At 70.3% G+C, this 22,345-nt stretch carries 26 protein-coding genes, 1 tRNA gene and 1 riboswitch; of the genes, 19 read left to right on the top strand and 8 right to left on the bottom strand.

Going from position 1 to position 22,345, the window contains the following annotated elements; all coding sequences use genetic code 11:
- The first annotated feature begins 30 nt into the window (after positions 1–30).
- The 4 genes from ACIQ6R_RS07490 to ACIQ6R_RS07475 all read left to right on the top strand — a co-directional run bounded on the left by ACIQ6R_RS07490 (position 31) and on the right by ACIQ6R_RS07475 (position 1,964).
- Positions 31–453, top strand: coding sequence for a Mov34/MPN/PAD-1 family protein (locus tag ACIQ6R_RS07490; RefSeq protein ID WP_404176972.1), 423 nt, complete (start codon positions 31–33; stop codon positions 451–453).
- A 79-nt stretch (positions 454–532) separates the two neighbouring features.
- On the top strand, positions 533–628 hold the full coding sequence (locus ACIQ6R_RS07485; protein ID WP_310873142.1) for a putative leader peptide: 96 nt from the start codon (positions 533–535) through the stop codon (positions 626–628).
- A 100-nt stretch (positions 629–728) separates the two neighbouring features.
- Positions 729–1,007 carry a MoaD/ThiS family protein gene (locus ACIQ6R_RS07480; protein ID WP_375914649.1) on the top strand — a complete coding sequence of 93 codons (279 nt, stop codon included), beginning with the start codon at positions 729–731 and terminating at the stop codon, positions 1,005–1,007.
- Between the two features lie 6 nt (positions 1,008–1,013).
- The gene (locus tag ACIQ6R_RS07475) at positions 1,014–1,964 is read left to right on the top strand and encodes a PLP-dependent cysteine synthase family protein (RefSeq protein WP_404176976.1); all 951 of its coding nucleotides are present in this window, start codon (positions 1,014–1,016) and stop codon (positions 1,962–1,964) included.
- Positions 1,965–1,968: 4 nt separating this feature from the next.
- Here ACIQ6R_RS07475 and ACIQ6R_RS07470 read toward each other — a convergent pair whose 3' ends face one another.
- The gene (locus tag ACIQ6R_RS07470) at positions 1,969–2,433 is read right to left on the bottom strand and encodes a type II toxin-antitoxin system PemK/MazF family toxin (RefSeq protein ID WP_404219490.1); all 465 of its coding nucleotides are present in this window, start codon (positions 2,431–2,433) and stop codon (positions 1,969–1,971) included.
- Positions 2,434–2,638: 205 nt separating this feature from the next.
- On the opposite strand from ACIQ6R_RS07470, the gene ACIQ6R_RS07465 reads away from it, so the two are divergent.
- Positions 2,639–3,391: an MBL fold metallo-hydrolase gene (locus ACIQ6R_RS07465; protein WP_404219489.1), complete on the top strand. Its 753-nt coding sequence runs from the start codon at positions 2,639–2,641 to the stop codon at positions 3,389–3,391.
- 77 nt (positions 3,392–3,468) lie between these two features.
- Here ACIQ6R_RS07465 and ACIQ6R_RS07460 read toward each other — a convergent pair whose 3' ends face one another.
- The gene (locus ACIQ6R_RS07460) at positions 3,469–4,719 is read right to left on the bottom strand and encodes a PTS transporter subunit EIIC (protein WP_404219487.1); all 1,251 of its coding nucleotides are present in this window, start codon (positions 4,717–4,719) and stop codon (positions 3,469–3,471) included.
- 226 nt (positions 4,720–4,945) lie between these two features.
- Positions 4,946–6,241, bottom strand: coding sequence for a PTS transporter subunit EIIC (locus ACIQ6R_RS07455; RefSeq protein WP_404219485.1), 1,296 nt, complete (start codon positions 6,239–6,241; stop codon positions 4,946–4,948).
- Between the two features lie 158 nt (positions 6,242–6,399).
- Between ACIQ6R_RS07455 and ACIQ6R_RS07450 the strand changes: the two genes are divergently transcribed.
- The 4 genes from ACIQ6R_RS07450 (at position 6,400) to rdgB (ending at position 8,660) form a co-directional block, all read left to right on the top strand.
- Positions 6,400–6,633: a glucose PTS transporter subunit EIIB gene (locus ACIQ6R_RS07450; RefSeq protein WP_003975905.1), complete on the top strand. Its 234-nt coding sequence runs from the start codon at positions 6,400–6,402 to the stop codon at positions 6,631–6,633.
- Positions 6,634–6,708: 75 nt separating this feature from the next.
- Complete coding sequence (gene rph / locus ACIQ6R_RS07445; RefSeq protein ID WP_404176988.1) at positions 6,709–7,446, top strand: ribonuclease PH; 738 nt, start codon at positions 6,709–6,711, stop codon at positions 7,444–7,446.
- Positions 7,447–7,607: 161 nt separating this feature from the next.
- Entirely contained in the window at positions 7,608–8,015 is a 408-nt protein-coding gene (locus ACIQ6R_RS07440) for a hypothetical protein (protein WP_404176991.1), read from the top strand.
- Between the two features lie 42 nt (positions 8,016–8,057).
- Positions 8,058–8,660 (top strand): RdgB/HAM1 family non-canonical purine NTP pyrophosphatase, encoded by a 603-nt coding sequence (gene rdgB / locus ACIQ6R_RS07435; RefSeq protein ID WP_404219483.1) that lies wholly within the window; start codon positions 8,058–8,060, stop codon positions 8,658–8,660.
- Positions 8,661–8,677: 17 nt separating this feature from the next.
- On the opposite strand, the gene ACIQ6R_RS07430 is transcribed toward rdgB, so the two are convergent.
- Positions 8,678–8,764 (bottom strand) — tRNA-Leu (locus ACIQ6R_RS07430).
- Between the two features lie 42 nt (positions 8,765–8,806).
- Positions 8,807–9,274 (bottom strand): thioredoxin-dependent thiol peroxidase, encoded by a 468-nt coding sequence (gene bcp / locus ACIQ6R_RS07425; protein ID WP_404176997.1) that lies wholly within the window; start codon positions 9,272–9,274, stop codon positions 8,807–8,809.
- Positions 9,275–9,367: 93 nt separating this feature from the next.
- Here bcp and ACIQ6R_RS07420 point away from each other — a divergent pair, with 93 nt between their 5' ends.
- From ACIQ6R_RS07420 to ACIQ6R_RS07410, 3 genes are all read left to right on the top strand, one after another.
- Positions 9,368–9,700, top strand: a complete 333-nt coding sequence (locus ACIQ6R_RS07420) for a DUF3618 domain-containing protein (RefSeq protein WP_375914676.1) — start codon at positions 9,368–9,370, stop codon at positions 9,698–9,700.
- Positions 9,701–9,723: 23 nt separating this feature from the next.
- Positions 9,724–10,080 (top strand): co-chaperone GroES, encoded by a 357-nt coding sequence (locus ACIQ6R_RS07415; RefSeq protein WP_121747202.1) that lies wholly within the window; start codon positions 9,724–9,726, stop codon positions 10,078–10,080.
- A gap of 77 nt (positions 10,081–10,157) precedes the next feature.
- Positions 10,158–10,224, top strand: a riboswitch (guanidine-III (ykkC-III) riboswitch).
- A gap of 30 nt (positions 10,225–10,254) precedes the next feature.
- On the top strand, positions 10,255–10,575 hold the full coding sequence (locus ACIQ6R_RS07410; RefSeq protein WP_055417143.1) for a multidrug efflux SMR transporter: 321 nt from the start codon (positions 10,255–10,257) through the stop codon (positions 10,573–10,575).
- A gap of 3 nt (positions 10,576–10,578) precedes the next feature.
- Here ACIQ6R_RS07410 and ACIQ6R_RS07405 read toward each other — a convergent pair whose 3' ends face one another.
- On the bottom strand, positions 10,579–13,020 hold the full coding sequence (locus ACIQ6R_RS07405) for a transglycosylase domain-containing protein (protein ID WP_404219481.1): 2,442 nt from the start codon (positions 13,018–13,020) through the stop codon (positions 10,579–10,581).
- A 239-nt stretch (positions 13,021–13,259) separates the two neighbouring features.
- Between ACIQ6R_RS07405 and ACIQ6R_RS07400 the strand changes: the two genes are divergently transcribed.
- From ACIQ6R_RS07400 to ACIQ6R_RS07385, 4 genes are read left to right on the top strand one after another with little or no spacing between them, the layout of a single operon-like run.
- Positions 13,260–14,066 carry an ABC transporter permease gene (locus ACIQ6R_RS07400; protein ID WP_404219632.1) on the top strand — a complete coding sequence of 269 codons (807 nt, stop codon included), beginning with the start codon at positions 13,260–13,262 and terminating at the stop codon, positions 14,064–14,066.
- Complete coding sequence (locus tag ACIQ6R_RS07395; protein ID WP_404219479.1) at positions 14,059–14,910, top strand: ABC transporter permease; 852 nt, start codon at positions 14,059–14,061, stop codon at positions 14,908–14,910. The genes ACIQ6R_RS07400 and ACIQ6R_RS07395 overlap by 8 nt, the downstream gene beginning before the upstream one ends.
- Before the next feature lie 52 nt (positions 14,911–14,962).
- The gene (locus tag ACIQ6R_RS07390; RefSeq protein WP_404219477.1) at positions 14,963–15,976 is read left to right on the top strand and encodes an ATP-binding cassette domain-containing protein; all 1,014 of its coding nucleotides are present in this window, start codon (positions 14,963–14,965) and stop codon (positions 15,974–15,976) included.
- A gap of 33 nt (positions 15,977–16,009) precedes the next feature.
- Positions 16,010–16,762, top strand: coding sequence for a DUF1707 domain-containing protein (locus ACIQ6R_RS07385; protein ID WP_404219475.1), 753 nt, complete (start codon positions 16,010–16,012; stop codon positions 16,760–16,762).
- 207 nt (positions 16,763–16,969) lie between these two features.
- On the opposite strand, the gene ACIQ6R_RS07380 is transcribed toward ACIQ6R_RS07385, so the two are convergent.
- Positions 16,970–18,334 carry an SGNH/GDSL hydrolase family protein gene (locus tag ACIQ6R_RS07380; protein WP_404219473.1) on the bottom strand — a complete coding sequence of 455 codons (1,365 nt, stop codon included), beginning with the start codon at positions 18,332–18,334 and terminating at the stop codon, positions 16,970–16,972.
- 195 nt (positions 18,335–18,529) lie between these two features.
- Between ACIQ6R_RS07380 and ACIQ6R_RS07375 the strand changes: the two genes are divergently transcribed.
- From ACIQ6R_RS07375 to ACIQ6R_RS07365, 3 genes are all read left to right on the top strand, one after another.
- The gene (locus tag ACIQ6R_RS07375) at positions 18,530–19,930 is read left to right on the top strand and encodes a DUF445 domain-containing protein (protein WP_404219471.1); all 1,401 of its coding nucleotides are present in this window, start codon (positions 18,530–18,532) and stop codon (positions 19,928–19,930) included.
- Between the two features lie 88 nt (positions 19,931–20,018).
- Positions 20,019–21,509 carry an MFS transporter gene (locus ACIQ6R_RS07370; RefSeq protein WP_404177018.1) on the top strand — a complete coding sequence of 497 codons (1,491 nt, stop codon included), beginning with the start codon at positions 20,019–20,021 and terminating at the stop codon, positions 21,507–21,509.
- Between the two features lie 54 nt (positions 21,510–21,563).
- The gene (locus ACIQ6R_RS07365) at positions 21,564–21,923 is read left to right on the top strand and encodes a VOC family protein (RefSeq protein ID WP_404177021.1); all 360 of its coding nucleotides are present in this window, start codon (positions 21,564–21,566) and stop codon (positions 21,921–21,923) included.
- An 11-nt stretch (positions 21,924–21,934) separates the two neighbouring features.
- On the opposite strand, the gene ACIQ6R_RS07360 is transcribed toward ACIQ6R_RS07365, so the two are convergent.
- A complete protein-coding gene (locus ACIQ6R_RS07360) occupies positions 21,935–22,237 on the bottom strand; it encodes a hypothetical protein (protein ID WP_404177024.1) in 303 nt (100 codons plus the stop codon).
- Between the last annotated feature and the right edge of the window lie 108 nt (positions 22,238–22,345).

Raw genomic sequence — 22,345 nt, 5'->3', positions numbered from 1 at the left:
CGGGACGGCTCCTCTGCTTATGCTGGCCGCATGCTGACCATCACCCAGGCCCTGTACGACCAGATCGTCGCCCACGCGCGCGCGGACCACCCCGACGAGGCGTGCGGCGTGGTGGCCGGCCCCGTGGGCGAGGGCCGCCCCGAGCGGTTCATCCCGATGCTGAACGCCGCCCGCTCGCCGACCTTCTACGAGTTCGACTCGCAGGACCTGCTCAAGCTCTACCGGGAGATGGACGACCGCGACGAGGAGCCGGCGGTCATCTACCACTCCCACACGGCCACCGAGGCGTACCCCTCCCGCACCGACCTCACCTACGCCAACGAGCCCGGCGCCCACTACGTCCTGGTCTCCACGGCGGACACCGACGGCGCCGGCGACTTCCAGTTCCGGTCGTTCCGGATCGTGGAGGGAGAGGTGACCGAGGAGGAGGTCAAGGTCGTGGAGGCGTACTGATATCGCAGGGCGGACGGGAAACGTCCAGCAGATGAGATCACACTCCAGATAGCGGACCGGGAATCGATACGATGAGCCCATGGTTCTTCTCGACGTGAGCGAAAAGGCGCCGGGCACGCTGCTCGTGGCGCGCCTGCACGTCGACCTGTGCAGGCTGAACAGCGCCATCTGTTGATCTTCCGCTGCCGCCGTACGGCCGTGTGCCGCGGCGGGCTGCCGCGCGCCGCCGCGCGCCCCACCGAACCCACGACACCTTCCGACAGGAGCCCTCAGCCATGGCCATCGAGGTCCGCATCCCGACCATCCTCCGCCAGTACACCGACGGCCAGAAGGCGGTGGAGGGCACCGGGGACACCCTCGCCGAGCTCTTCACCGACCTCGAGACCCGGCACACGGGCATCCAGGCGCGCATCGTGGACGGCGACCAGCTGCGCCGCTTCGTCAACGTCTACCTGAACGACGAGGACGTCCGCTTCCTGGACGGCATCGACACCAAGCTCACCGACGGCGACAGCATCACGATCCTGCCGGCCGTGGCCGGCGGTATGGCCTGATCGGCGATGCGCTACGACTCCCCGCTGGCCGCGGTGGGCAACACCCCTCTGGTGCGCCTGCCGCGGCTCTCGCCGTCCGACGACGTCCGCGTCTGGGCCAAGCTGGAGGACCGCAACCCGACCGGCTCGATCAAGGACCGCCCCGCGCTCCACATGATCGAGCAGGCGGAGAAGGACGGCCGGCTCACCAAGGGCTGCACCATCCTGGAGCCCACCTCCGGCAACACCGGCATCTCGCTGGCCATGGCCGCCAGGCTCAAGGGCTACCGCATCGTCTGCGTGATGCCCGAGAACACCTCCCAGGAGCGCCGTGACCTGCTCGCGATGTGGGGCGCGGAGATCATCTCCTCCCCGGCCGCGGGCGGCTCCAACACCGCGGTACGGGTCGCCAAGGAACTCTCCGCCGAGCACCCGGACTGGGTGATGCTCTACCAGTACGGCAACCCGGACAACGCCGGCGCCCACTACGCCGGCACCGGCCCGGAGATCCTCGCCGACCTGCCCTCCATCACCCACTTCGTGGCCGGCCTCGGCACCACGGGCACCCTCATGGGCGTCGGCCGCTTCCTGCGCGAGAACAAGCCCGACGTGAAGATCGTCGCCGCCGAACCGCGCTACGACGACCTGGTCTACGGCCTGCGCAACCTCGACGAGGGCTTCGTACCCGAGCTGTACGACGCCTCCGTCCTCACCACCCGCTTCTCCGTGGGCTCCGCCGACGCGGTCACCCGTACCCGTGAGCTCCTCCAGCAGGAGGGCATCTTCGCGGGCGTCTCCACCGGCGCCGCCCTGCACGCCGCGATCGGCGTCGGGAAGAAGGCGGTGCAGGCCGGCGAGAGCGCGGACATCGTGTTCGTCGTCGCCGACGGCGGCTGGAAGTACCTCTCCACCGGCGTCTACACGGCGGCCACCACCGAGGAGGCCATCGACACGCTCCAGGGCCAGCTCTGGGCCTGAGGGCTCACCGGGCGAGGTGCCGGACCTGGTCCCACAGGGCCGGGTCCACCTCGCCCACCCGCCGCCGGAAGTCCCCCAGGGGCACCTCCCGCAACTCGTCGGTCTCCAGGAAACTCGTCCGCCCCCGCGCGTCCCCGACCGAGCCCGGCGGCAGTGTGATCACCCCGGCCCGCCCCTCCCGGTACCGGCTGGTGATCTTCGCCACCAGCACCCGCCGTCCGCGCACCGAGATCACCAGACACGGCCGGTCCTTCGCGCCGCCGGAGTCCTCGTAGGGCACGTTCGCCCACCAGATCTCCGCGGGCCGCGGCCGGCCGGCCCGCCCCCTCGGCCCCGTGGGCCGGCCCGGCGGACGCCGGCTGCCGCCCGGCCGCGGAGGCCGCCGCCCCCGGCCCCAGCCGTCGACGACCGTGGCGACGAGCGCGAGCAATACCACCGCCGCGAGGGCGAGCCACCAGGACGTGTTCATGTCGACGACCGTACCGGCGCGCACTGGCCCCGCGCGCCCCCGCCATGGCCCGGAGCGCCCCCACTTCCAGCCGAACCGGTGACACCGCAGGTGAGTTCGCCCACAACGGCCCCTGGTGGAGGAGCGACCGCAGGTTTTGCGCCTTACGCTCGACGAACCGCACGACCCCCGTCTCTCCACACGCGCCAGCGGAGGTTTCTGCTTCATGAAGCTCACCGTCGTCGGCTGCTCGGGGTCGTTCCCGTCCGCGGAATCGGCCTGCTCGAGCTACCTCGTCGAGGCCGACGGCTTCCGGCTGCTCCTCGACATGGGCAACGGCGCCCTCGGCGAGTTGCAGCGCCACTGCGGTCTCTACGACCTCGACGCGATCTTCCTCAGCCACCTGCACGCCGACCACTGCATCGACATGTGCGCCTACTTCGTGGCGCGCTACTACCGGCACGAAGGCGGCCGCTGCGCCCCCCTCCCGGTCTACGGCCCCGAGGGCACCGAGCACCGGCTCACCACCGCCTACGCCGACACCCCCTCCGCCTCCTCCATGAGCGAGGTCTTCGACTTCCACACGGTCAAGCCGTCCACCTTCGAGGTCGGACCCCTCACCGTGCACACCGAACGCGTCGCCCACCCCGTGGAGGCCTACGCCATCCGCGTCGAGCACGGCGGCAGGTCGCTGACCTACTCCGGTGACACGGGCGTGACCGCCACACTGGACGAACTCGCCCGCGACACCGACCTGTTCCTGTGCGAGGCCGCCTTCACGCACGGCAAGGAGAACATCCCGGACCTGCACCTCAACGGCCGCGAGGCGGGCGAGACCGCCACCCGCGCCGCCGCCCGGCGCCTGGTCCTCACCCACATCCCCCCGTGGACCGACCCCCAGGTCAACCTCGCCGACGCACGCGAGGTCTACGGCGGGCCGGTGGAGGTCGCCGCGGCGGGCGCGGTGTACGAGGTCTAGCCCCCGCACAGACGCGACGAGGGCCCCGGAACCTTCCCGGTTCCGGGGCCCTCGTCATGCCTGCCTGCGGCGGGGACTCACGCCTTCGTGAGGTCCTCGACCTCCTCCTCGGGCTCGCGGCCCGGGGTCTTCAGGTCGAACTTGATGATCGCGAAGCGGAACGTCACGTAGTAGATCGCCGCGAACACCAGACCGATCGGAATGATCAGCCATGGCTTGGTGGCGAGATGCCAGTTCAGGGCGTAGTCGATGGCACCGGCCGAGAAGTTGAAGCCGGCGTGCACACCCAGGCCCCAGGTGATCGCCATCGAGGCGGCCGTGAGCACCGCGTGCAGCACGTACAGGACCGGCGCGATGAACATGAACGAGAACTCGATCGGCTCGGTCACACCGGTGACGAACGAGGTCGCGGCCAGGGAGATCATCATGCCCATCACGGCCTTGCGGCGCTCCGGGCGGGCGCAGTGCGCGATGGCGATCGCGGCGGCCGGCAGGCCGAACATCATGATCGGGAAGAAGCCCGACTGGAAGATGCCGGCGTTCGGGTCACCGGCGAGGAAGCGGGTGATGTCGCCGTGCACGACCTCACCGGCGGCGTTCGTGAAGTCGCCCAGCTGGAACCAGGCCACCGTGTTGACGAACTGGTGCATGCCGACCGGGATCAGCGCGCGGTTCACGCCGCCGAACAGGGCCGCGCCACCGGCGCCGAGGCCGGTCATCCACTCACCGAAGTTGGAGATGCCGGTGCCGATGGGCTCCCAGACCAGACCGAAGAAGACACCGACCACGATGCCGACGAAGGCCATGATGATCGGCACCAGACGGCGGCCGTTGAAGAAGCCGAGCCAGTCCACCAGCCTGGTGCGGTGGAACCGCTGCCACAGTACGGCGGAGAGCAGACCCATGATGATGCCGCCGAGCACACCCGGGTTGTTGTACGTCGCGGCGACGTCCGCGCCTTCCTGGACCACCGCCTCGGTGACCGGGAAGGCCTCCAGGACCTTGCTGTACACGAGGAAGCCGACCACCGCGGCCAGGGCGGTCGAGCCGTCCGCCTTCTTGGCGAAGCCGATGGCCACGCCTATGCAGAACAGGAGCGGCAGCGAGCCGGTCAGAGCACCGCCCGCGTTGTTGAAGACGGCGGCGACGCGGTCCCAGCCCAGGCCGTCCTTGCCGAAGATGTCGTCCTGGCCGAGCCGGACCATGATGCCGGCCGCCGGAAGCACGGCGATCGGAAGCTGCAGGCTGCGGCCGACCTTCTGCAAACCCTGGAAAAGACCAGATCCCCGCTTCTTTGCGGGGGCCGCCTTGTCGGTGGCGGTGCTCATACTTCCTCCATCGGGTGGTGGTCTACACCACTCAGTGGTGTAGACCTGTTGTAGCACGATGAAGGCCGCGTAAGGAACCCGCGATTCCGCGACGGAGGCACTACGCGCAGTACCCGATCAAGCTCCCAGGCCAGGGCGCCGCGACGGCGTGCCGAAGGCCCCCGGACGGTCGGTCCGAGGGCCTTCGCGAGACCACGCTCAAAGCGTACGTGACGGTGCGTGAGGTCTACACCTTCGTGACGTCCTCCACCTCGTCCTCCGGCTCCCGACCCGGCGTCTTCAGGTCGAACTTCGTGATCGCGAACCGGAAGACCACGTAGTACACCACCGCGAAACACAGGCCGATCGGAATGATCAGCCACGGTCTGGTCGCCAGATTCCAGTTGATGACGTAGTCGATCAGCCCCGCCGAGAAACTGAACCCGTCCTTCACGCCCAGCGCCCACGTCACCGCCATCGACACACCCGTCAGCACCGCGTGCACCGCGTACAGCACCGGAGCGATGAACAGGAACGAGTACTCCAGCGGCTCCGTGATCCCCGTCACGAACGACGTCAGCGCCACCGACAGCATCAGACCGCCGACCTCCTTGCGCCGGTGCGGCTTCGCGCAGTGGGTGATCGCCAGCGCCGCCGCCGGCAGCGCGAACATCATGATCGGGAAGAAGCCGGAGGTGAACTGGCCCGCGTTCGGATCGCCCGCCAGGAACATGTTGATGTCGCCGTGCACCACCGTGCCGTCCGGCTTCGTGTACGAACCGAACTGGAACCACATCGGCACGTTCAGGAACTGATGCAGGCCGATCACCAGCAACGCCCGGTTCGCCAGCCCGAACACACCCGCACCCCACGCGCCCAGCCCCGTCAGCCAGTCGCTGAAGCTCTCCAGCGCGTCACCGATCGGCGGCCACACCCACAGGCACAGCGCCGCGAAGGCGATCGCCACGAAGGCCATGATGATCGGCACCAGCCGGCGCCCGTTGAAGAACCCGAGCCAGTCGACCAGCTTGGTCCGATGGAACCGCTGCCAGAAATAGGCCGTCAGCAACCCCATCACGATGCCGCCGAAGACCCCCGGATTCTGGAAGGTGAAGGCCGTCACCGTCTCCGACCCGTCGGTCAGCCGGCACCCGATCTGCGGGATCGCCTCCGACCCCTCCGGACAGTCCTCCGGAAACTGCCGCAGCACGTTGAAGTAGACGAGGAACCCCGCCACCGCCGCCAGCGCCGTCGAACCGTCCGCCTTCTTCGCCATCCCGATGGCCACGCCCACACAGAACAGCAGCGGCAGCCCCAGCGAACCGTCCAGCAGCGCGCCACCCGCGCCGGTCATCACCTTCGAGACGTTCGACCAGCCAAGACCGTCGTCCCCGAAGACATCCGGCTGCCCGAGCCGGTTGAGAATGCCCGCGGCGGGCAGGACCGCGATGGGCAACTGAAGACTGCGGCCCATCTTCTGCAACCCCTGGAACGCCTTGTTCCAGCGGGCACGGGCAGGGCTGACCGCGCTGTCGGTACTCATCCGGTCTCCATCCGGTCGCCGGTACACTGGTGTAGACCAGTTGACAGACGGCTCCGCCGCCGTGACGCCATCATTCGACACAGGCCCCACGATGGCTCGCGAAGATGGGCCAACTGTGGGTTACTGCCACAAAGCGGCTCGGATCAGGGAGAAAGAACATGGCCAGCAAGGCTGAGAAGATCGTCGCCGGCCTCGGCGGCATCGACAACATCGACGAGATCGAAGGCTGCATCACCCGCCTCCGCACCGAGGTCAACGACCCCGCGCTGGTCAACGAAGCCGCCCTCAAGGCCGCCGGCGCCCACGGCGTCGTCAAGATGGGCACCGCCATCCAGGTCGTCATCGGCACCGACGCCGACCCGATCGCCGCCGAGATCGAAGACATGATGTAAAGACGCCGAGCGCGTCCAGGGGCCCCTCCCACCGCGGGACGGGCCCCTTCCCGTGCGCCCGCTAGGCTCACCCGCATGTCACGAATCGACGGCCGCACCCCCCAGCAGCTCCGCCCCGTCACCATCGAACGCGGCTGGAGCAAGCACGCCGAAGGCTCCGTCCTCGTCTCCTTCGGCGACACCAAAGTCCTCTGCAACGCCTCCGTCACCGAAGGCGTCCCCCGCTGGCGCAAGGGCAGCGGCGAAGGCTGGGTCACCGCCGAATACGCCATGCTCCCCCGCGCCACCAACACCCGCGGCGACCGCGAGTCCGTCAAGGGCCGCATCGGCGGCCGCACCCACGAGATCAGCCGCCTCATCGGCCGCTCCCTGCGCGCGGTCATCGACTACAAGGCACTCGGCGAAACCACCATCGTCCTCGACTGCGACGTCCTCCAGGCCGACGGCGGCACCCGGACGGCAGCGATCACCGGTGCCTACGTCGCGCTGGCCGACGCCATCACCTGGGGCCAGGCCAACAAACTGATCCGCCCCAGCCGCAAGCCCCTCACCGGCACCGTCTCCGCCGTCTCCGTCGGCATCGTCGACGGCACCCCCCTCCTCGACCTCCGCTACGAGGAGGACGTCCGCGCCGACACCGACATGAACGTCGTCTGCACCGGCGACGGCCGCTTCGTCGAGGTCCAGGGCACCGCCGAGGCCGAGCCCTTCGACCGCGACGAACTCAACGCCCTCCTCGACCTCGCCGCCGCCGGCTGCACCGAACTGGCCGAACTCCAGCGCAAGGCTCTCGATACGACCCTCGAAAAGTAAAGAGAAGACCAAGGGCGCATCAAGAAAAGGCGGCCGGAGACGCAACTCCGCCGCCCTCCGCCGCGTCACTAGCAGTACGGACGTACGGTTCACCGCCGTACGTCCGGCGCCGTACCGCACACGGGCCGCCCGGCCCTGTCCCAAGGGGAGGACCGAGACCCATGGCCGCGAGCCGCCACCGCCGCCTTCGCCGCACCACCGTCGCCGCCGCCACCGTGGCGGCCATCGCCCTGACGGCCGGACTCACCACCGGATGCGACGCCGTCGACAAGGCCCTCGACTGCGTCCAGACCGCCGACGCCATCGCCGACAGCGTCACCGCACTCCAGCAGGCCGTGGAGAACGCGTCCAACGACCCGACGCAACTCGAGGAATCCCTCGACTCCATAGACAAGGACCTCGACAAGATCGGCGACAAGACCGACAACGCCGACGTCGACAAGGCGGTCGACGACCTCGGCAAGGCCGTCGACAACGTCCGCACCTCCGTCGAGAACGGCGACAACACCCCCGACCTCAGCCCCGTCACCGACGCGGCGGGCGAACTGACGAAGGTCTGCACGCCGTAAGGGCAGTGCGAGCGGGCCGGCGAGGGCCGGGATACTGAACCCATGACCCGCCTGATCCTCGCCACCCGCAACGCCGGAAAGATCACCGAACTGAGGGCCATCCTCGCCGACGCGGGCCTGCCCCACGACCTCGTCGGCGCGGACGCCTACCCGGAGATCCCCGACGTCAGGGAAACCGGCGTCACCTTCGCCGAGAACGCCCTCCTCAAGGCCCACGCCCTCGCACAGGCCACCGGCCTGCCCGCCGTCGCCGACGACTCCGGCCTCTGCGTCGACGTCCTGAACGGCGCGCCCGGCATCTTCTCCGCCCGCTGGTCCGGCCGCCACGGCGACGACAAGGCCAACCTCGACCTCCTCCTCGCCCAGATCGGCGACATCGCCGACGCACACCGGGGCGCGCACTTCGCCTGCGCGGCGGCCCTGGCCCTGCCCGACGGCACGGAACGCGTCGTCGAGGGCCAACTCCGGGGCACCCTCCGCCACGCCCCCGCCGGCACGGGCGGCTTCGGCTACGACCCGATCCTCCAGCCGGAGGGCGAGACCCGCACGTGCGCGGAACTGACGGCAGCGGAGAAGAACGCGATCAGCCACCGGGGCAAGGCGTTCAGGGCGCTGGTGCCGGTGGTGCGGGAGCTGCTCGGCTGAGCAGCCGAAGAACGTACTGGTGCGGCCGGAGGGACTCGAACCCTCACGGGAGTTACCCCACTGGGACCTAAACCCAGCGTGACTGCCAATTCCACCACGGCCGCCCGGCGCTGCTGCCCGGCCATGGTACTGGTCGGGCAGCGCCGTCAGATCCCCAAGTCCTTGATGATCTTGGCCACGTGGCCCGTCGCGCGGACGTTGTACAGGGCGCGCTCCACCTTGCCGTCCTCGTCGACGACGATCGTGGAGCGGATGACGCCCATGTACGTCTTGCCGTAGTTCTTCTTCTCGCCGAAGGCCGCGTAGGCGTCCAGGACCTTCTTGTCCGGGTCGGCGAGGAGGGTGACCGCGAGCGACTCCGTGTCGCGGAACTTGGCCAGCTTCTCCGGCTTGTCCGGGGAGATGCCGATCACGTCGTACCCGGCGCCGGTCAGCAGCTCCAGGTTGTCCGTGAAGTCGCACGCCTGCTTCGTGCAGCCGGGGGTAAGCGCGGCAGGGTAGAAGTACACGATGACCTTGCGGCCCTTGTGGTCGGACAGGGACACCTCGTTGCCGTCGGCGTCCGGGAGGGTGAAGGCGGGGGCCACGTCCCCGGGCTGGAGTCGCTCGCTCATCGAACCAGCGTAACCGGGGGTCCTGACAGTGCAGCGGGGCGAGTAGCTGACAGACTGTCCGGAACAGCGTCAGCAGACTTCGGAGGCCGTACGGTGGCGGACACGTCGGACATCAGAACCCCGGCGCAGATCGAGGCGGACATCAAGCGCCGCCGCGAGGTGCTGGCCGAGACGCTCGACGAGATCGGGATGCGGGTGCACCCGAAGACGATCGTGGGCGATGCGAAGGCCAAGGTCGCTTCCAGCGTCGATCACACTCTCGGGCGTGCGTACGTCGGGGTCAATCGTGTGGTCAGCGATGTGAAGTCGCAGTTCGTGGACGAGGAGGGCGCGCCCCGGATGGAGCGGGTCGTGCCCGTCGCGCTCGTGGTCGTCGGGGTCGTGGGGCTGCTCGCCCTGGGCGGTACCCGGCGGCGCAGGCGCTGAGCCGGGGCAGGTAGGTTCAGGGCGTGAGCGCCAAGAGAAACGAGCACAGTTCCCCGGACGACAAGCTGCCCATCCGGATGCTGCACGACCGTGTACTCGTGCGGCAGGACACCGGTGAGGGCGAGCGGCGTTCCGGGGGCGGGATCCTGATTCCCGCCACGGCGGCGGTCGGCCGGCGGCTGGCCTGGGCCGAGGTCGTCGCGGTGGGTCAGAACGTACGGACCGTGGAGCCGGGCGACCGGGTGCTGTACGACCCGGAGGACCGTGCGGAGGTCGAGGTGCGGGGTACCGCGTACGTGCTCATGCGCGAACGCGATCTGCACGCGGTGGCCGCGGACCGGTTCGAGGGGTCGGAGGATTCGACCGGGCTGTATCTCTGAGACCCCGTACCTGTGAAACAGGGGTTCGCAGAGCGGTTCAGGGGCTGGTGATCAAGGTCACCAGCCCCTTTCTTCTGTCTTTGCTACGTTGGGAAGTGCCCCGACGAGACGCGCCGTACCGGGCCAAGGAAAAGACGACGCACCACCGTTCAGTTCGTTCACGGAGGTGCCGTCATGGCCTGGGTTCTGTTGCTCGTCGCCGGTCTGCTCGAGGTCGGCTGGTCGATCGGGATGAAGTACACGGACGGGTTCACCCGTCTCGTGCCGAGTCTGTTCACCGGCGCCGGGATCGTCGCCAGCATGGTGCTGCTGTCGTACGCGGCCCGGACGCTGCCCATCGGTACCGCCTACGGCGTGTGGGTGGGCATCGGCGCGGCCGGTGCGGCGGTGCTCGGCATGGTGGTGCTGGGTGAGCCGGTGACCGCCGCCCGGATCTTCTTCATCTGTCTGCTGCTGGTCGCCGTGGTGGGGCTGAAGGCGACCTCCGGTCATTGACGCTCACTGGCGGCGGGGGGTGACGGGGATGCCGGCGACCGTTCCGGTGTCCGCGTCGCCTCCGCCGCCCGCGCCGGTCGTGTCGCCGTCGCCTCCTTCTGTGGTGCCGCCGCCGTTCGTCGAGTCGTCGCCGCCTCCGTCGCCGCCGCCGGTGGGGCCCGGTTCGGTCGTGGCGCCGCCCGTGGTGGGGCCGCCGGTCGTCGGGTCGCCGGTGCCGGTTTCGCCGCCCGGCGGGGTGCTGCCGCCGCCGGTCGAGCCCGGGGTGGTCTCGTTGCCGGACTCGTTCCCGTCGCCGGTCGGCTCGTCGTCGGGCTCGCCGCCGCCGCTCTCGTCGCCGGTGCCCGGTTCGTCCGAGGAGTCGTCGGACGGGGACGCGGTGACGTCGGCGCCGACCTGGAGCTGGAGGTCGAAGTCGGTGACCGGTTCGCCCTTGAGGGCGTTGCGGGTGTACTGGCCCCAGATCTCGGCGGGCGCGCCGCCGCCGTTGACGCGGGCCAGGCCCATCGCGCCGTAGAGCGACTTGTGGGCGGCGGTTTCCGGGTCCTGGCCCATGACGGCGATGACGGTGGCCAGTTCGGGGGTGTAGCCGGCGAACCAGGCGGCGGTGTCCTCCTCGGCGGTGCCGGTCTTGCCGGCGGCGGGGCGGCCGGCGGCCTGGGCGGCGGTGGCGGTGCCGTTCTGGACGACGCTGCGCAGGACGGAGGTGGTGGTGTCGGCGGCCTCGCGGCTGACGGCCTGGCGCTCGCGCCGCTCGGGCAGCTCGACCTCGTGCTTGCCGTCCTTCATGACCTTCTCCACCAGCGTGTACGTGCCGTGCCTGCCGTGGTTGGCGAGGGTGGCGTACGCCTCCGCCATGTCGAGGGGGCTGGCGGTGGCCACGCCGAGGGCGATGGAGGGGGAGGGGGTGAGTTCGGGGGTGTTCTTGGACAGGCCGAGGTCGATCGCGGTCTGCCGGACCTTGTCGGAGCCGACGTCCACGGCCATCTGGGCGTACACGGCGTTCACGGACTTGTCGGTGGCCTCGCGGACGGTGACGTCGCCGTAGTCGTGGTGGTCCTCGTTCTCCGGGGCGTAGCGGCCGCCGCTCCAGCCCTCGACGGGGCGTTCGCTGGTGCCGTCGTAGATCGTGTTCGGGTTGATCGTGCGGCCGTCCTGCGTCTCGGAGTGGTTCTCGACGGCGGACGTGAACACGAAGGGCTTGAAGGTGGAGCCGACCTGGAAGTCGCGGCGGGTGGCGTTCGGTGTGTACTGCTTGACGTAGTCGATGCCGTTGTACATCGCGACGACCTTGCCGGTCCTCGGGTCGACGGAGGCGCCGCCCGCGCGGACGTAGGAGTCGACCTTGCGGTCCTTCTTGTCCAGTTTGGACATGAGCTTGTCGTCGACGGCCTTGACGAAGGCGTTCTGCTTGTCCTTCTGCAGGGTCGTGGTGATGCGGTAGCCGCCTCGGTCGAGTTCCTCCTCGTCGACGATGCCGTTCTGGATCAGGTAGTCCCTGACGATGTTGACGACGTAGCCGCGCTGCCCGGACATGTTGGTGGAGATGGTGCTCTCCTTGGGCGCGGGGAACTTCTGGCTCGCGCGTTCGGACGGGCTCAGCCAGCCCTTCTCGACCATGCCGTCCAGGACGTAGTTCCAGCGGGCCTCGGCCGCGGGCTTGTTCTCGGGGTGGGCGACGACGTCGTACTGGCTGGGCGCGTTGAGCAGCGAGGCGAGGTAGGCGCCCTGGGCGGCGGTGAGGTCCTTGGCGTCGACGCCGTAGTAGGCCTGGGCGGCGGCCTGGATGCCGTAGGCGCCGCGGCCGAAGAAGCTGGTGTTGAGGTAGCCCTCGAGGATCTCGTTCTTGCTCTTCTCGCGGTCGAGCTTGATCGAGATGAAGAACTCCTTCACCTTGCGGGTGATGGTCTGTTCCTGGGCCAGGTAGTAGTTCTTGACGTACTGCTGGGTGATCGTGGAGCCGGACTGCTTGCCCTTGCCGGTGGCGGTGTTCCAGCCGGCGCGGACCATGGCTCCCGGGTCGATGGCGGACTCGCTGTAGAAGTCGCGGTCCTCGGCGGCCAGGACGGCGTGCTGGGCGTCCTTGGAGATGCGGGCGAGGCCGACGCTCTCCCGGTTGACCTCGCCGTCGCGGGCGAGGACGCCGCCGTCGGCGTACAGGTAGACGTTGGACTGCTTGGTGGCGAGCGCGTTGGCGGCCGGGATCTGCACCAGGTGGTAGCCGAGGAAGAAGCCGCCGATCAGCAGCAGTACGCCGATGAGGCAGGTGCTCAGCACGATGCGCCAGGTCGGGACCAGCCGGCGCCAGCCGGTGCGCGCCGGCCGCTTGGGCTTCTTGGCCTTGCCCTCGCCGGCCGTTCCTTCGCCGGCCTCCCCCTCGCCGGCCGCCTGGGGCTCTCGTGGGGCCCAGCCCTGGTTCGGCTGCTGCGGCTGCGGCTCGTCGCTCATCTCGTGCACGGACTCCTGTTTCGCGTCGTACGGTTTTCGCGTCGTACGGTCTGGTCGCGTACGGCCTGTACGCCCCTGCGTCCTCCGGCGCCTGCTCTCGCCTTCGACGCCCTCAGAAGAAGACTCTCGCACCGGGCGTTCCGTTCCCACTCGGCGGCACACCCGCGAAATTCCGTGGCAGGTGCGGTCGCCGTCGCACTAGGCTCCTGCGCTTCGGTGCCGTTCGGAGGGTGGGAGTCGTGGGCGTGGGCTCGGGGCGGTTGTACGCGGCCGTCGCGGCGGGGGGCTTCCGACGGTACGCGACCTATCGGGCGGCCACCGCCGCCGGGGTGTTCACCAACACGGTCTTCGGGTTGATCCTGGTGTACACCTATCTGGCCCTGTGGGACGAGAAACCGCAGCTCGGGGGCTACGACCAGGCGCAGGCCGTCACCTTCGTGTGGCTGGGGCAGGCGTTGCTGGCGGCGCTGGCGATCGGGGGCGGCGGGTTCGAGGACGAGCTGATGGAGCGCATCCGTACGGGTGACATCGCCGTCGATCTGTACCGGCCGGCGGATCTCCAGCTGTGGTGGCTGGCGGCGGACGTGGGGCGGGCGCTGTTCCAGTTGCTGGGGCGTGGGGTGGTGCCGTTCGCCTTCGGGTCGCTGTTCTTCCCGGTGGCGCTGCCGCGGGAGGTGTCCACGTGGGCGGCGTTCCTGGTGGCGGTGGTGCTGGCGGCGGCGGTGAGTTTCGCACTGCGGTACCTGGTGGCCCTCTCGGCGTTCTGGCTGATGGACGGCATGGGGGTGACGCAGATGGCGTGGCTCGCGGGGTTCTTCTGCTCGGGGATGCTGCTGCCGCTGAACGTGTTCCCCGGTGCGCTCGGCGAAGTCGTACGGATGCTGCCGTGGTCGTCGCTGCTCCAGGCGCCGGCGGACGTGCTGCTGGGGGAGGCCGATCCGCTGGGGACGTATCTCTTCCAGGCGGGGTGGGCGGTGGCGCTGCTGGCGGTGGGCCGGCTGATGCAGTCGGCGGCGACGCGACGGGTGGTGGTCCAGGGTGGCTGAGACGGCTCACGCGGCGGGCAGGGCGAAGAGACCCGGGCGGGTCGCCGAGGGGCTGCGCGCGTACCGGCTGATCGCGGTGATGTGGATCCGGTCGACGATGGCGTACCGGACGTCCTTCGCGCTGACGACGTTCGGGAACTTCGCGGCGACCGCGCTGGACTTCGTGGCGATCCTGTTGATGTTCTCCCGCGTCGACGCGCTGGGCGGCTGGTCGCTGGCCGAGGTGGCGTTCCTGTACGGGGTGTCCGGTGTCTGCTTCGGGCTGGCCGACCTGGCGATCGGCTCGATGGAGCGGCTGGGCCGGCGGGTGCGCGACGGGACGCTGGACACGCTGCTGGTGCGTCCGGCGCCGGTGCTGGCGCAGGTGGCGGCGGACCGGTTCGCGCTGCGCCGGCTGGGCCGGGTGACGCAGGGGGTGCTGGTGCTGGGGTACGCGCTGACGGTCCTGGACGTCGACTGGACGGCGGCGAAGCTGCTGCTGATGCCGGTGATGCTGCTCAGCGGGGCGGGGATCTTCTGTGCGGTGTTCGTGGCCGCGGCGGCGTTCCAGTTCGTGGCGCAGGATGCCTCGGAGGTGTCGAACGCCTTCACCTACGGCGGTACGACGATGTTGCAGTACCCGCCGACGGTGTTCGCGCTGGACCTGGTGCGGGGGGTGACGTTCGTGATGCCGCTGGCCTTCGTCAACTGGCTGCCGGCGAGTTACGTGCTGGACCGGCCCTATCCGCTGGATCTGCCCGAGTGGGTGGCGTTCGCGCCGCCGCTGGTGGCCGTTGCCTGCTGCGCGCTGGCGGGGCTGGCCTGGCGGGCGGGGCTTCGCTCGTACCGGAGTACCGGGAGTTGAGGGAGCGCGGGAGTGCGGGAGTGCGGGAGTGCGGGAGTGAGGGAGTGAGGGAGTGAGGGAGTTGAAGGCGTTGGCCGAGGTGGACACCGTGGGGCCGGGGGCGGGGGGCTTCATCGAGCTCGACGGCGTCGAGAAGGTCTTCGACGTGCGCAGGAAGACCGGCTTCCTCAAACGGGAGCGGCGGGAGGTGCGGGCGGTGGACGGGCTGTCGTTCACCGTGGCGCGCGGCGAGATGGTCGGCTACATCGGCCCGAACGGTGCGGGGAAGTCGACGACGATCAAGATGCTCACCGGCATCCTGACGCCGAGCGGCGGCCGGCTGCGGGTGGCGGGCATCGATCCGTCCCGGGAGCGGATCCGGCTGGCGCACCGCATCGGGGTGGTGTTCGGGCAGCGGACGACGCTGTGGTGGGACCTGCCGCTGATCGACTCCTACCGGCTGATGCACCGCATGTACCGCATCCCGGACGTCCGTTACCGGGAGAACCTGGACCGCTGCGTGGAACTCCTCCAGCTCCAGGAGTTGCTGGACGTGCCGGTGCGGCAGTTGTCGCTGGGCCAGCGGATGCGGGGCGACGTCGCGGCGGCGCTGCTGCACGACCCGGAGGTGCTGTACCTGGACGAGCCGACGATCGGCCTGGACGTGGTGTCCAAGGCCAAGGTGCGGGGTTTCCTGCGGGACTTGAACGCGGAGCGCGGCACGACGGTGCTGCTGACCACGCACGACCTCCAGGACATCGAGCAGCTCTGCTCGCGGGTGATGGTGATCGACCACGGGCGGCTGATGTACGACGGCCCGCTGGACGGGCTGCACGAGGCGGGGGAGAGCGAACGCACCCTGGTGGTGGACCTGGAGCGGGAGTTGCCGCCGATCGAGGCGCCGGCGCCCGCGCGGGTGGTGCGGGTGGAGGGGCCGCGGCAGTGGCTGGCGTTCCCGGCGTCGGCGTCGGCGGCGGGGCTGGTGGCGCGGATCGCGGCGGAGTATCCGCTGGTGGACCTGTCGGTGCGGGAGCCGGACATCGAGTCGGTGATCGCCAAGATGTACGCGGAACGCGCGGGCGCGTAGTGTCCGGCGCGGCGACCTCGTAGGCTGCTGTACATGACCGACGACGCCCCGGAACTCCGCGCATCCGACGCCGACCGTGAACGAGTCGCCGAGGTCCTGCGGGACGCCCTCGCGGAGGGGCGCCTGGACATGACCGAGTTCGAGGAGCGGCTGGACGCCACGTACAGCGCGCGGACGTACGGGGACCTGACGCCGATCACCCGGGACCTGCCGGCCGGCCCCGTGGACGGGCCGCCCCGGGTGTCGATGACCAAGGAGCCCGAGCGTGCCGGGGGCTGGGTGGGCCGGATCACCGGGGGCGAGCCGTCGTCGACGTGGGCGGTCGCCGTGATGTCCGGCTTCCAGCGCAAGGGGCGCTGGACGGTGCCGAGGCGGTTCAACTCCTTCGCGTTCTGGGGCGGCGGGGACATCGACCTGCGCGAGGCGGACTTCGCGCACGACGAGGTCGTGATCAACTGCGTCGCCATCATGGGCGGGATGAACGTGGTCGTGCCGCCCGGGGTCGAGGTGATCGTGCGCGGCATCGGGATCATGGGCGGCTTCGACCACCGCGAGGAGGGCGTCCCCGGCGACCCGGGCGCCCCGCGCGTCGTCGTGACGGGCTTCGCCTTCTGGGGCGGGGTCGGGATCGAGCGCAAGCTGACGCGGGCGGAGAAGCTGCGGATCAAGGAAGAGCGCCGGCAGGAGAAGCTGGAACGCAAGGGCCGCAAGGAACTGGACGGCTCGCGCCACGGCTTCCACGACCTGCACCGCGAGGAGGAGCGGGACCGCCGCCGGGACGGCTGACGGAGCGCCGCCCGGCGGTGTCACGCGCGGCGGTGTCATGCCCAGCGGTGTCACGCCTGGCTGTGTCACGCCCGGCGGTGTCCCGTACGCCGGTGCCGCGCCGAGGGGTGTCCCGCACACCGTGCCCCTCACAGCCGTGTCCCGGACAGCCGTGCTCCTCACAGCCGTGCCCCTCACAGCCGTGCCCCTCATAGCCGTGTCCGGCGCTCAGAGCTGGATCGGCGCCGCGCCCCTCAGGTCGTCCAGGTCGAGGAGGCGGCCCATGCGCGCGTACCCCTTGTCGCCGGGGTGCAGGTGGTCGCCGCTGTCGTAGTCGGAGCGCATCCGGCGCGGGTCGTAGGGGTCGCGCAGGGCCTTGTCGAAGTCGACGACCTCGTCGAAGACCCGGCCCGAGCGGATCTCCTCGTTGATCTGCTGCCGCATCGTCTCGCGGGCCCGCGTGTAGCCGCCGTAGCCGCCGAACGGCGTGATCGTCGCGCCGACGACCTTCAGTCCGCGGGCGTGCGCCTGGTCGGTCAGGGTGCGCAGGCCGTCCAGGATGGCGTCCCGGTCGGCGAGTTCCGGGCTGTGCAGGATGTCGTTGACGCCGAGGACGATGACGACGACCTTGACGTTGGTGCGGCCCAGTACGTCCCGCTCGAACCGGCTCAGCGCGCTGGGGTTGTCGGCGGGGCGGCCCGCCCGGCCGGTCAGGATCCGGTTGCCGCTGATGCCCTGGTTGACGACGCTGTAGCGGGGCGTGTCCCGCCCGGCCTCGGCCGCCTGGTGCAGGCGCTCGGCGAGGACGTCGGTCCAGCGGTTGTTGGCGCCCGTCTTGGAGCCGAAGCCGTCGGTGATCGAGTCGCCGATGGCGACGACGGTGCCGTCGGCCTCGTGGCTCAGCACGTCCAGCGCGGTCAGGTAGCGCCAGTACCGGGTCTCCGTGGTGTACGCGACGCCGGTGACGTCCGCGGCGCGGTCGCCGTCGGCGAGGTAGCTGATCTGCTGCGCGCGCGGGTGATAGGTGACCGGGCCGGACGGCACGGGGGAGTACGTGGTGACCAGGACGTCCGTGCCGTAGGGGACGGCGATGCGCGCGATGTCGCTCATCACCTGCCCGCCCGCCGGGATCACGACCTGGGGGCTGCCGCCGAAGGTGAGCCGGCGCATGGTGTCGGCGAGCGCGGCGGCGGTGTCGGGACCGGCGGCCAGGGCGATGGAGGCGTGCGTGATGGTCAGCGGAGACTGCCCGTAGAGGTTGGACAGGGTGATCCGCGCGCTGGTGCCGCCGATGCTCGTGTGCACGACGTTGCGCACCGAACGGCCCGCCATGCCCGTCGTCTCGGTGCCCGGCTCGGCGGCGGCCGGTGAGGTGGACCAGGCGCCGACCCATGTGCCGGTCGAGGCGGGAGCGGCGTCGCCGCGTGGGAAACGGCCGCCGGCGAGCGGTGTGCGGTCCTTCGCGCCGCCGTCGGCGGACACTCCGGCGTATATGGCCGTGGAAATCGCCACTATCAAGGTGACGATCGCCGCGAGCAGGGCACGGTGCTTGGTGGGAGGCGCCCCCGCGCCCCCGTCACGACCCCGGGTCATGCTGTGCTGTTCTCCTCGGGCGAGGGAGCCCGAGGCTCCGGTGGGATGAACCCATGATGCGTCATGGGCGGAGGAAAGGCCGTACGACCCCCGGGCGTTCCCCTCCCGGACAGACGCCGGGAACTTGTGTTCCGTTCCAGGAGTCGGTCAGGAAGGGACAATGTGTGCGGGACGGATCAGCGAACGGTGGAGTGGATGGAACGCACGAAGTCGGAACTTCCTGATGGTGCGGGAGATACCGGGCAGGGTGCAGGGGCGGGTGAACGGGCAGGTGCAGGGGCGGGTGGAGGGCGGCCCGCCGCGGGGGCCGGGCGCACCGTCCGCGACCGCGCGATGACGTCCTTCAGCCCGGCCGACGAGGAGAAGCGCCGCGGCGTGCGCCGCATGAAGCTCACCGCCACCGGCCTGCTGCTGTTCGTCGCCGTGGTCTACGTCCTGGCCGAATGGGCCTCCCACCGGGGCGCGGGCGCCTGGGCGGGTTACGTCGCGGCCGCCGCCGAGGCCGGCATGGTCGGCGCGCTCGCCGACTGGTTCGCCGTCACCGCCCTCTTCCGCCACCCCCTCGGCATCCCCATCCCGCACACCGCGATCATCCCCAAGAAGAAGGACCAGCTGGGCGTCTCGCTGGGCGAGTTCGTCGGCGAGAACTTCCTCTCCGAGGACGTCGTACGGCAGCGGCTGCGCGCCGTCGGTATCGGCAGCCGGCTCGGTGCCTGGCTCGCCGTGCCCGAACACGCCGACCGGGTGACGGCGGAGCTGTCCGCCGCCCTGCGCGGCGCCCTCACCGTGCTGCGGGACTCCGACGTCCAGGCGGTGGTGGGCGAGGCGATCACACGCCGCGCCGACGCGCAGGAGATCGCCCCCGGCATCGGCAAACTGCTGGACCGGATCGTCGCCGACGGCGGCCACAAGCGCGCCGTCGACCTGATCGTCTCCCGCGCCCACGACTGGCTGATCCTGCACGGCGACTCCGTGATGGACGCCGTCCAGGGCGGGGCGCCCGGATGGACCCCCCGGTTCGTGGACAAGCGGGTCGGCGAGCGCGTCTACAAGGAGCTGCTGCGCTTCGTCACCGAGATGCGCGATATGCCCGCCCACCCCGCGCGAGGCGCCCTCGACCGCTTCCTCACCGACTTCGCCTCCGACCTCCAGTCCGACACGGACACCCGCGCGCGCGTGGAGCGGCTGAAGACCGAGGTGCTGGGCCGCGGCGAGGTCCAGGACCTCATCGCGTCCGCCTGGACGGCCGTACGATCCATGATCGTCTCGGCGGCGGAGGACGAGCGCAGCGAACTGCGTATGCGGGTACGGGCCTCACTGCTGTCGCTGGGCGCCCGGTTGGCCTCCGATCCCAAGGTGCAGGGCAAGGTCGACGGGTGGGTCGAGGGCGCCGCGGTGTACGTCGTCACCACCTACCGCAAGGAGATCACCTCCCTGATCACCGACACGGTGGCGAGCTGGGACGCCGAGCACACCACGAAGAAGATCGAGGCGAACATCGGCCGCGACCTCCAGTTCATCCGCATCAACGGCACGGTGGTCGGCTCCCTGGCCGGGCTGCTGATCTACACGGTGTCCCGCATGCTGGGGGCGTAGCCGGCCCCATCCGGCGCGGCGGGCTCGGCGGGCGTGTCCCTCCCCGCGCCGGGCACAAGGGAGGCGTTCGCTCGACGGAGAGGGAGCCATGACAGCGAAATCGTCGTCGCCGGGCCCGACGCCCGCCTCCACCGGCGCCGTCACCACGGCCGTCCCCGCCCGCCTGGACCGGCTGCCCTGGTCACGGTGGCACTGGATGATCGTGATCGGCCTGGGCACCGTCTGGATCCTGGACGGCCTGGAAGTCACGATCGTCGGCAACGTCGCGGGCCGCATCGCCGAGGAAGGCAGCGGCCTGGACATCAGCGCCGCCCAGATCACCGGCCTCGCCGCCGCCCTGTACGTCGCGGGCGCGTGCTCCGGGGCCCTGTTCTTCGGCTGGCTGACCGACCGTTACGGCCGCAAGAAGCTGTTCATGGCGACGCTGGCGGTGTATCTGGCGGCGACCGCGCTGACGGCGCTCTCCTTCGAGTCCTGGTGGTTCTTCCTCTTCCGCTTCCTCACCGGATTCGGCATCGGCGGCGAGTACGCCGCCATCAACTCCGCGATCGACGAGCTGATCCCGTCCCGGTACCGGGGCCGGGTCGACCTCATCATCAACGGCAGCTACTGGCTCGGCGCGATCGGCGGCGCCCTGCTGTCCATCGTGATGCTGGACACCGACATCTTCCCGAAGGACCTCGGCTGGCGGCTCAGCTTCGCCCTCGGCGTGGTCCTCGGCCTGGTCATCCTGCTCGTACGACGGCACGTTCCGGAGAGTCCACGCTGGCAGTTCATCCACGGCCACGGCGAGAAGGCCGACACCCTCGTGACGTCCGTCGAACGGGAGATCGAGCAGGAGAAGGGCGAGAAGCTGCCGCCGCCGGCCCGTGAGATCACCATCCACCAGCGCAAGAGCATCGGCTTCGGCCTGATCGCCAAGACCGTCTTCCGCCGCTACCCGCGCCGCGCGGTCCTCGGCCTCTCCCTCTTCATCGGCCAGGCCTTCCTCTACAACGCCATCACCTTCGGCTTCGGCACCATCCTCATCACCTTCTTCGACGTGCCGACCGGCAGCACCGGCTACTACTTCGCCGTCATCGCCGCCGGCAACTTCATGGGCCCGCTGCTCCTCGGCCCCCTCTTCGACACGGTCGGCCGCCGCATCATGATCTCCAGCACGTACCTGCTGTCCGGCATCCTGCTCTTCGGCACGGCCTACCTCTTCGACCGGGGTTCGCTCACGGCCACGACGATGACGGCCTGCTGGTGCGTGGTGCTGTTCTTCGCGTCGGCGGGCGCCTCCAGCGCGTACCTGACCGTCTCCGAGGTCTTCCCGATGGAGACCCGCGCCATGGCCATCGCCTTCTTCTACGCCCTCGGCACCGCCGCCGGCGGTATCAGCGGCCCGCTGCTCTTCGCCAACCTCACCGAGTCCGGCGTGGTCGGCGACACCGTCCTGGCCTTCCAGATCGGCGCCGGGCTGATGTGCGCGGCCGGCCTGGTGGCGGTGTTCCTGGCGGTGAAGGCGGAACGCCGCTCGCTGGAGGACATCGCGGAGCCGCTGTCGACGGTGCGGGCGGATTCGGCGGGCGCGTAGCGTCGCCCCGTACGCCCCCCGTCACCAGACCGGCCGACCGCGAGGAGCCGCCCGATGACCATCCGCCGGATCGTCCCCAACATCCAGGTCGAGACCGAGGAGCAGCTGCACACGAGCCGTGACTTCTACGGCCTGCTGGGCTTCGAGGAGGTCATGAACATGGGCTGGGTGACGACCCTGGCCTCCCCGTCCAACCCCACCGCCCAGATCGGCCTCTTCACCGAGGAACGCACCGCGCCCCTCGTCCCCGACCTGAGCGTGGAGGTCGAGGACGTCGACGCGGTGTACGCACAGGTGTCCGCGTCGGGCGCGGAGATCGTACGGGAGCCGCGGGACGAGGAGTGGGGCGTACGGCGCTTCTTCGTACGGGACCCGAACGGGCGGGTGGTGAACGTACTGACCCACCTGGCCTAGGTTCCGCGAGGTCAGGCCCGCCGGTCGGCGACCGCCCACGAGGCCGGCGCCACCGCGCCGGCGACACCGAGGACGGCGGGCCAGGCGCCCACCTTCCTGGCCAGCGGGTGGGACCCGGCGAAACCCGCGACGTACGCGGCCGTCAGCGCCCCCGCCGCCTTCCCGCCGGCCCGCTCCCGCCACTGCCGCGCGGCAGCGGCCCCGGCGACGGCGAGCACGGCCCCGCCGAGCTGCCGCTTCTTCGTCCAGCGGGCCACGCCGTACCCGCCGACGAGACCGCCCGCGGCGACCACCGCGCCGGGAACCTTCGCCATGTCCGTCTCCTCTGTCTCCTGCCGTGCCGGCTACCGCAGCCGAGGCTGATCCGCGCCGTGCACGGCGCACGCGCCGGGGTGAGCGTCGCTGAACTCCCCGCCAAGGGC

Source organism: Streptomyces sp. NPDC096048 (genome assembly GCF_044763415.1).
In the GTDB taxonomy this organism is placed as follows: Bacteria; Actinomycetota; Actinomycetes; order Streptomycetales; family Streptomycetaceae; genus Streptomyces.
Note: the sequence above shows the minus strand (reverse complement) of the source record. Positions and strands in the feature narration are given on the sequence as shown.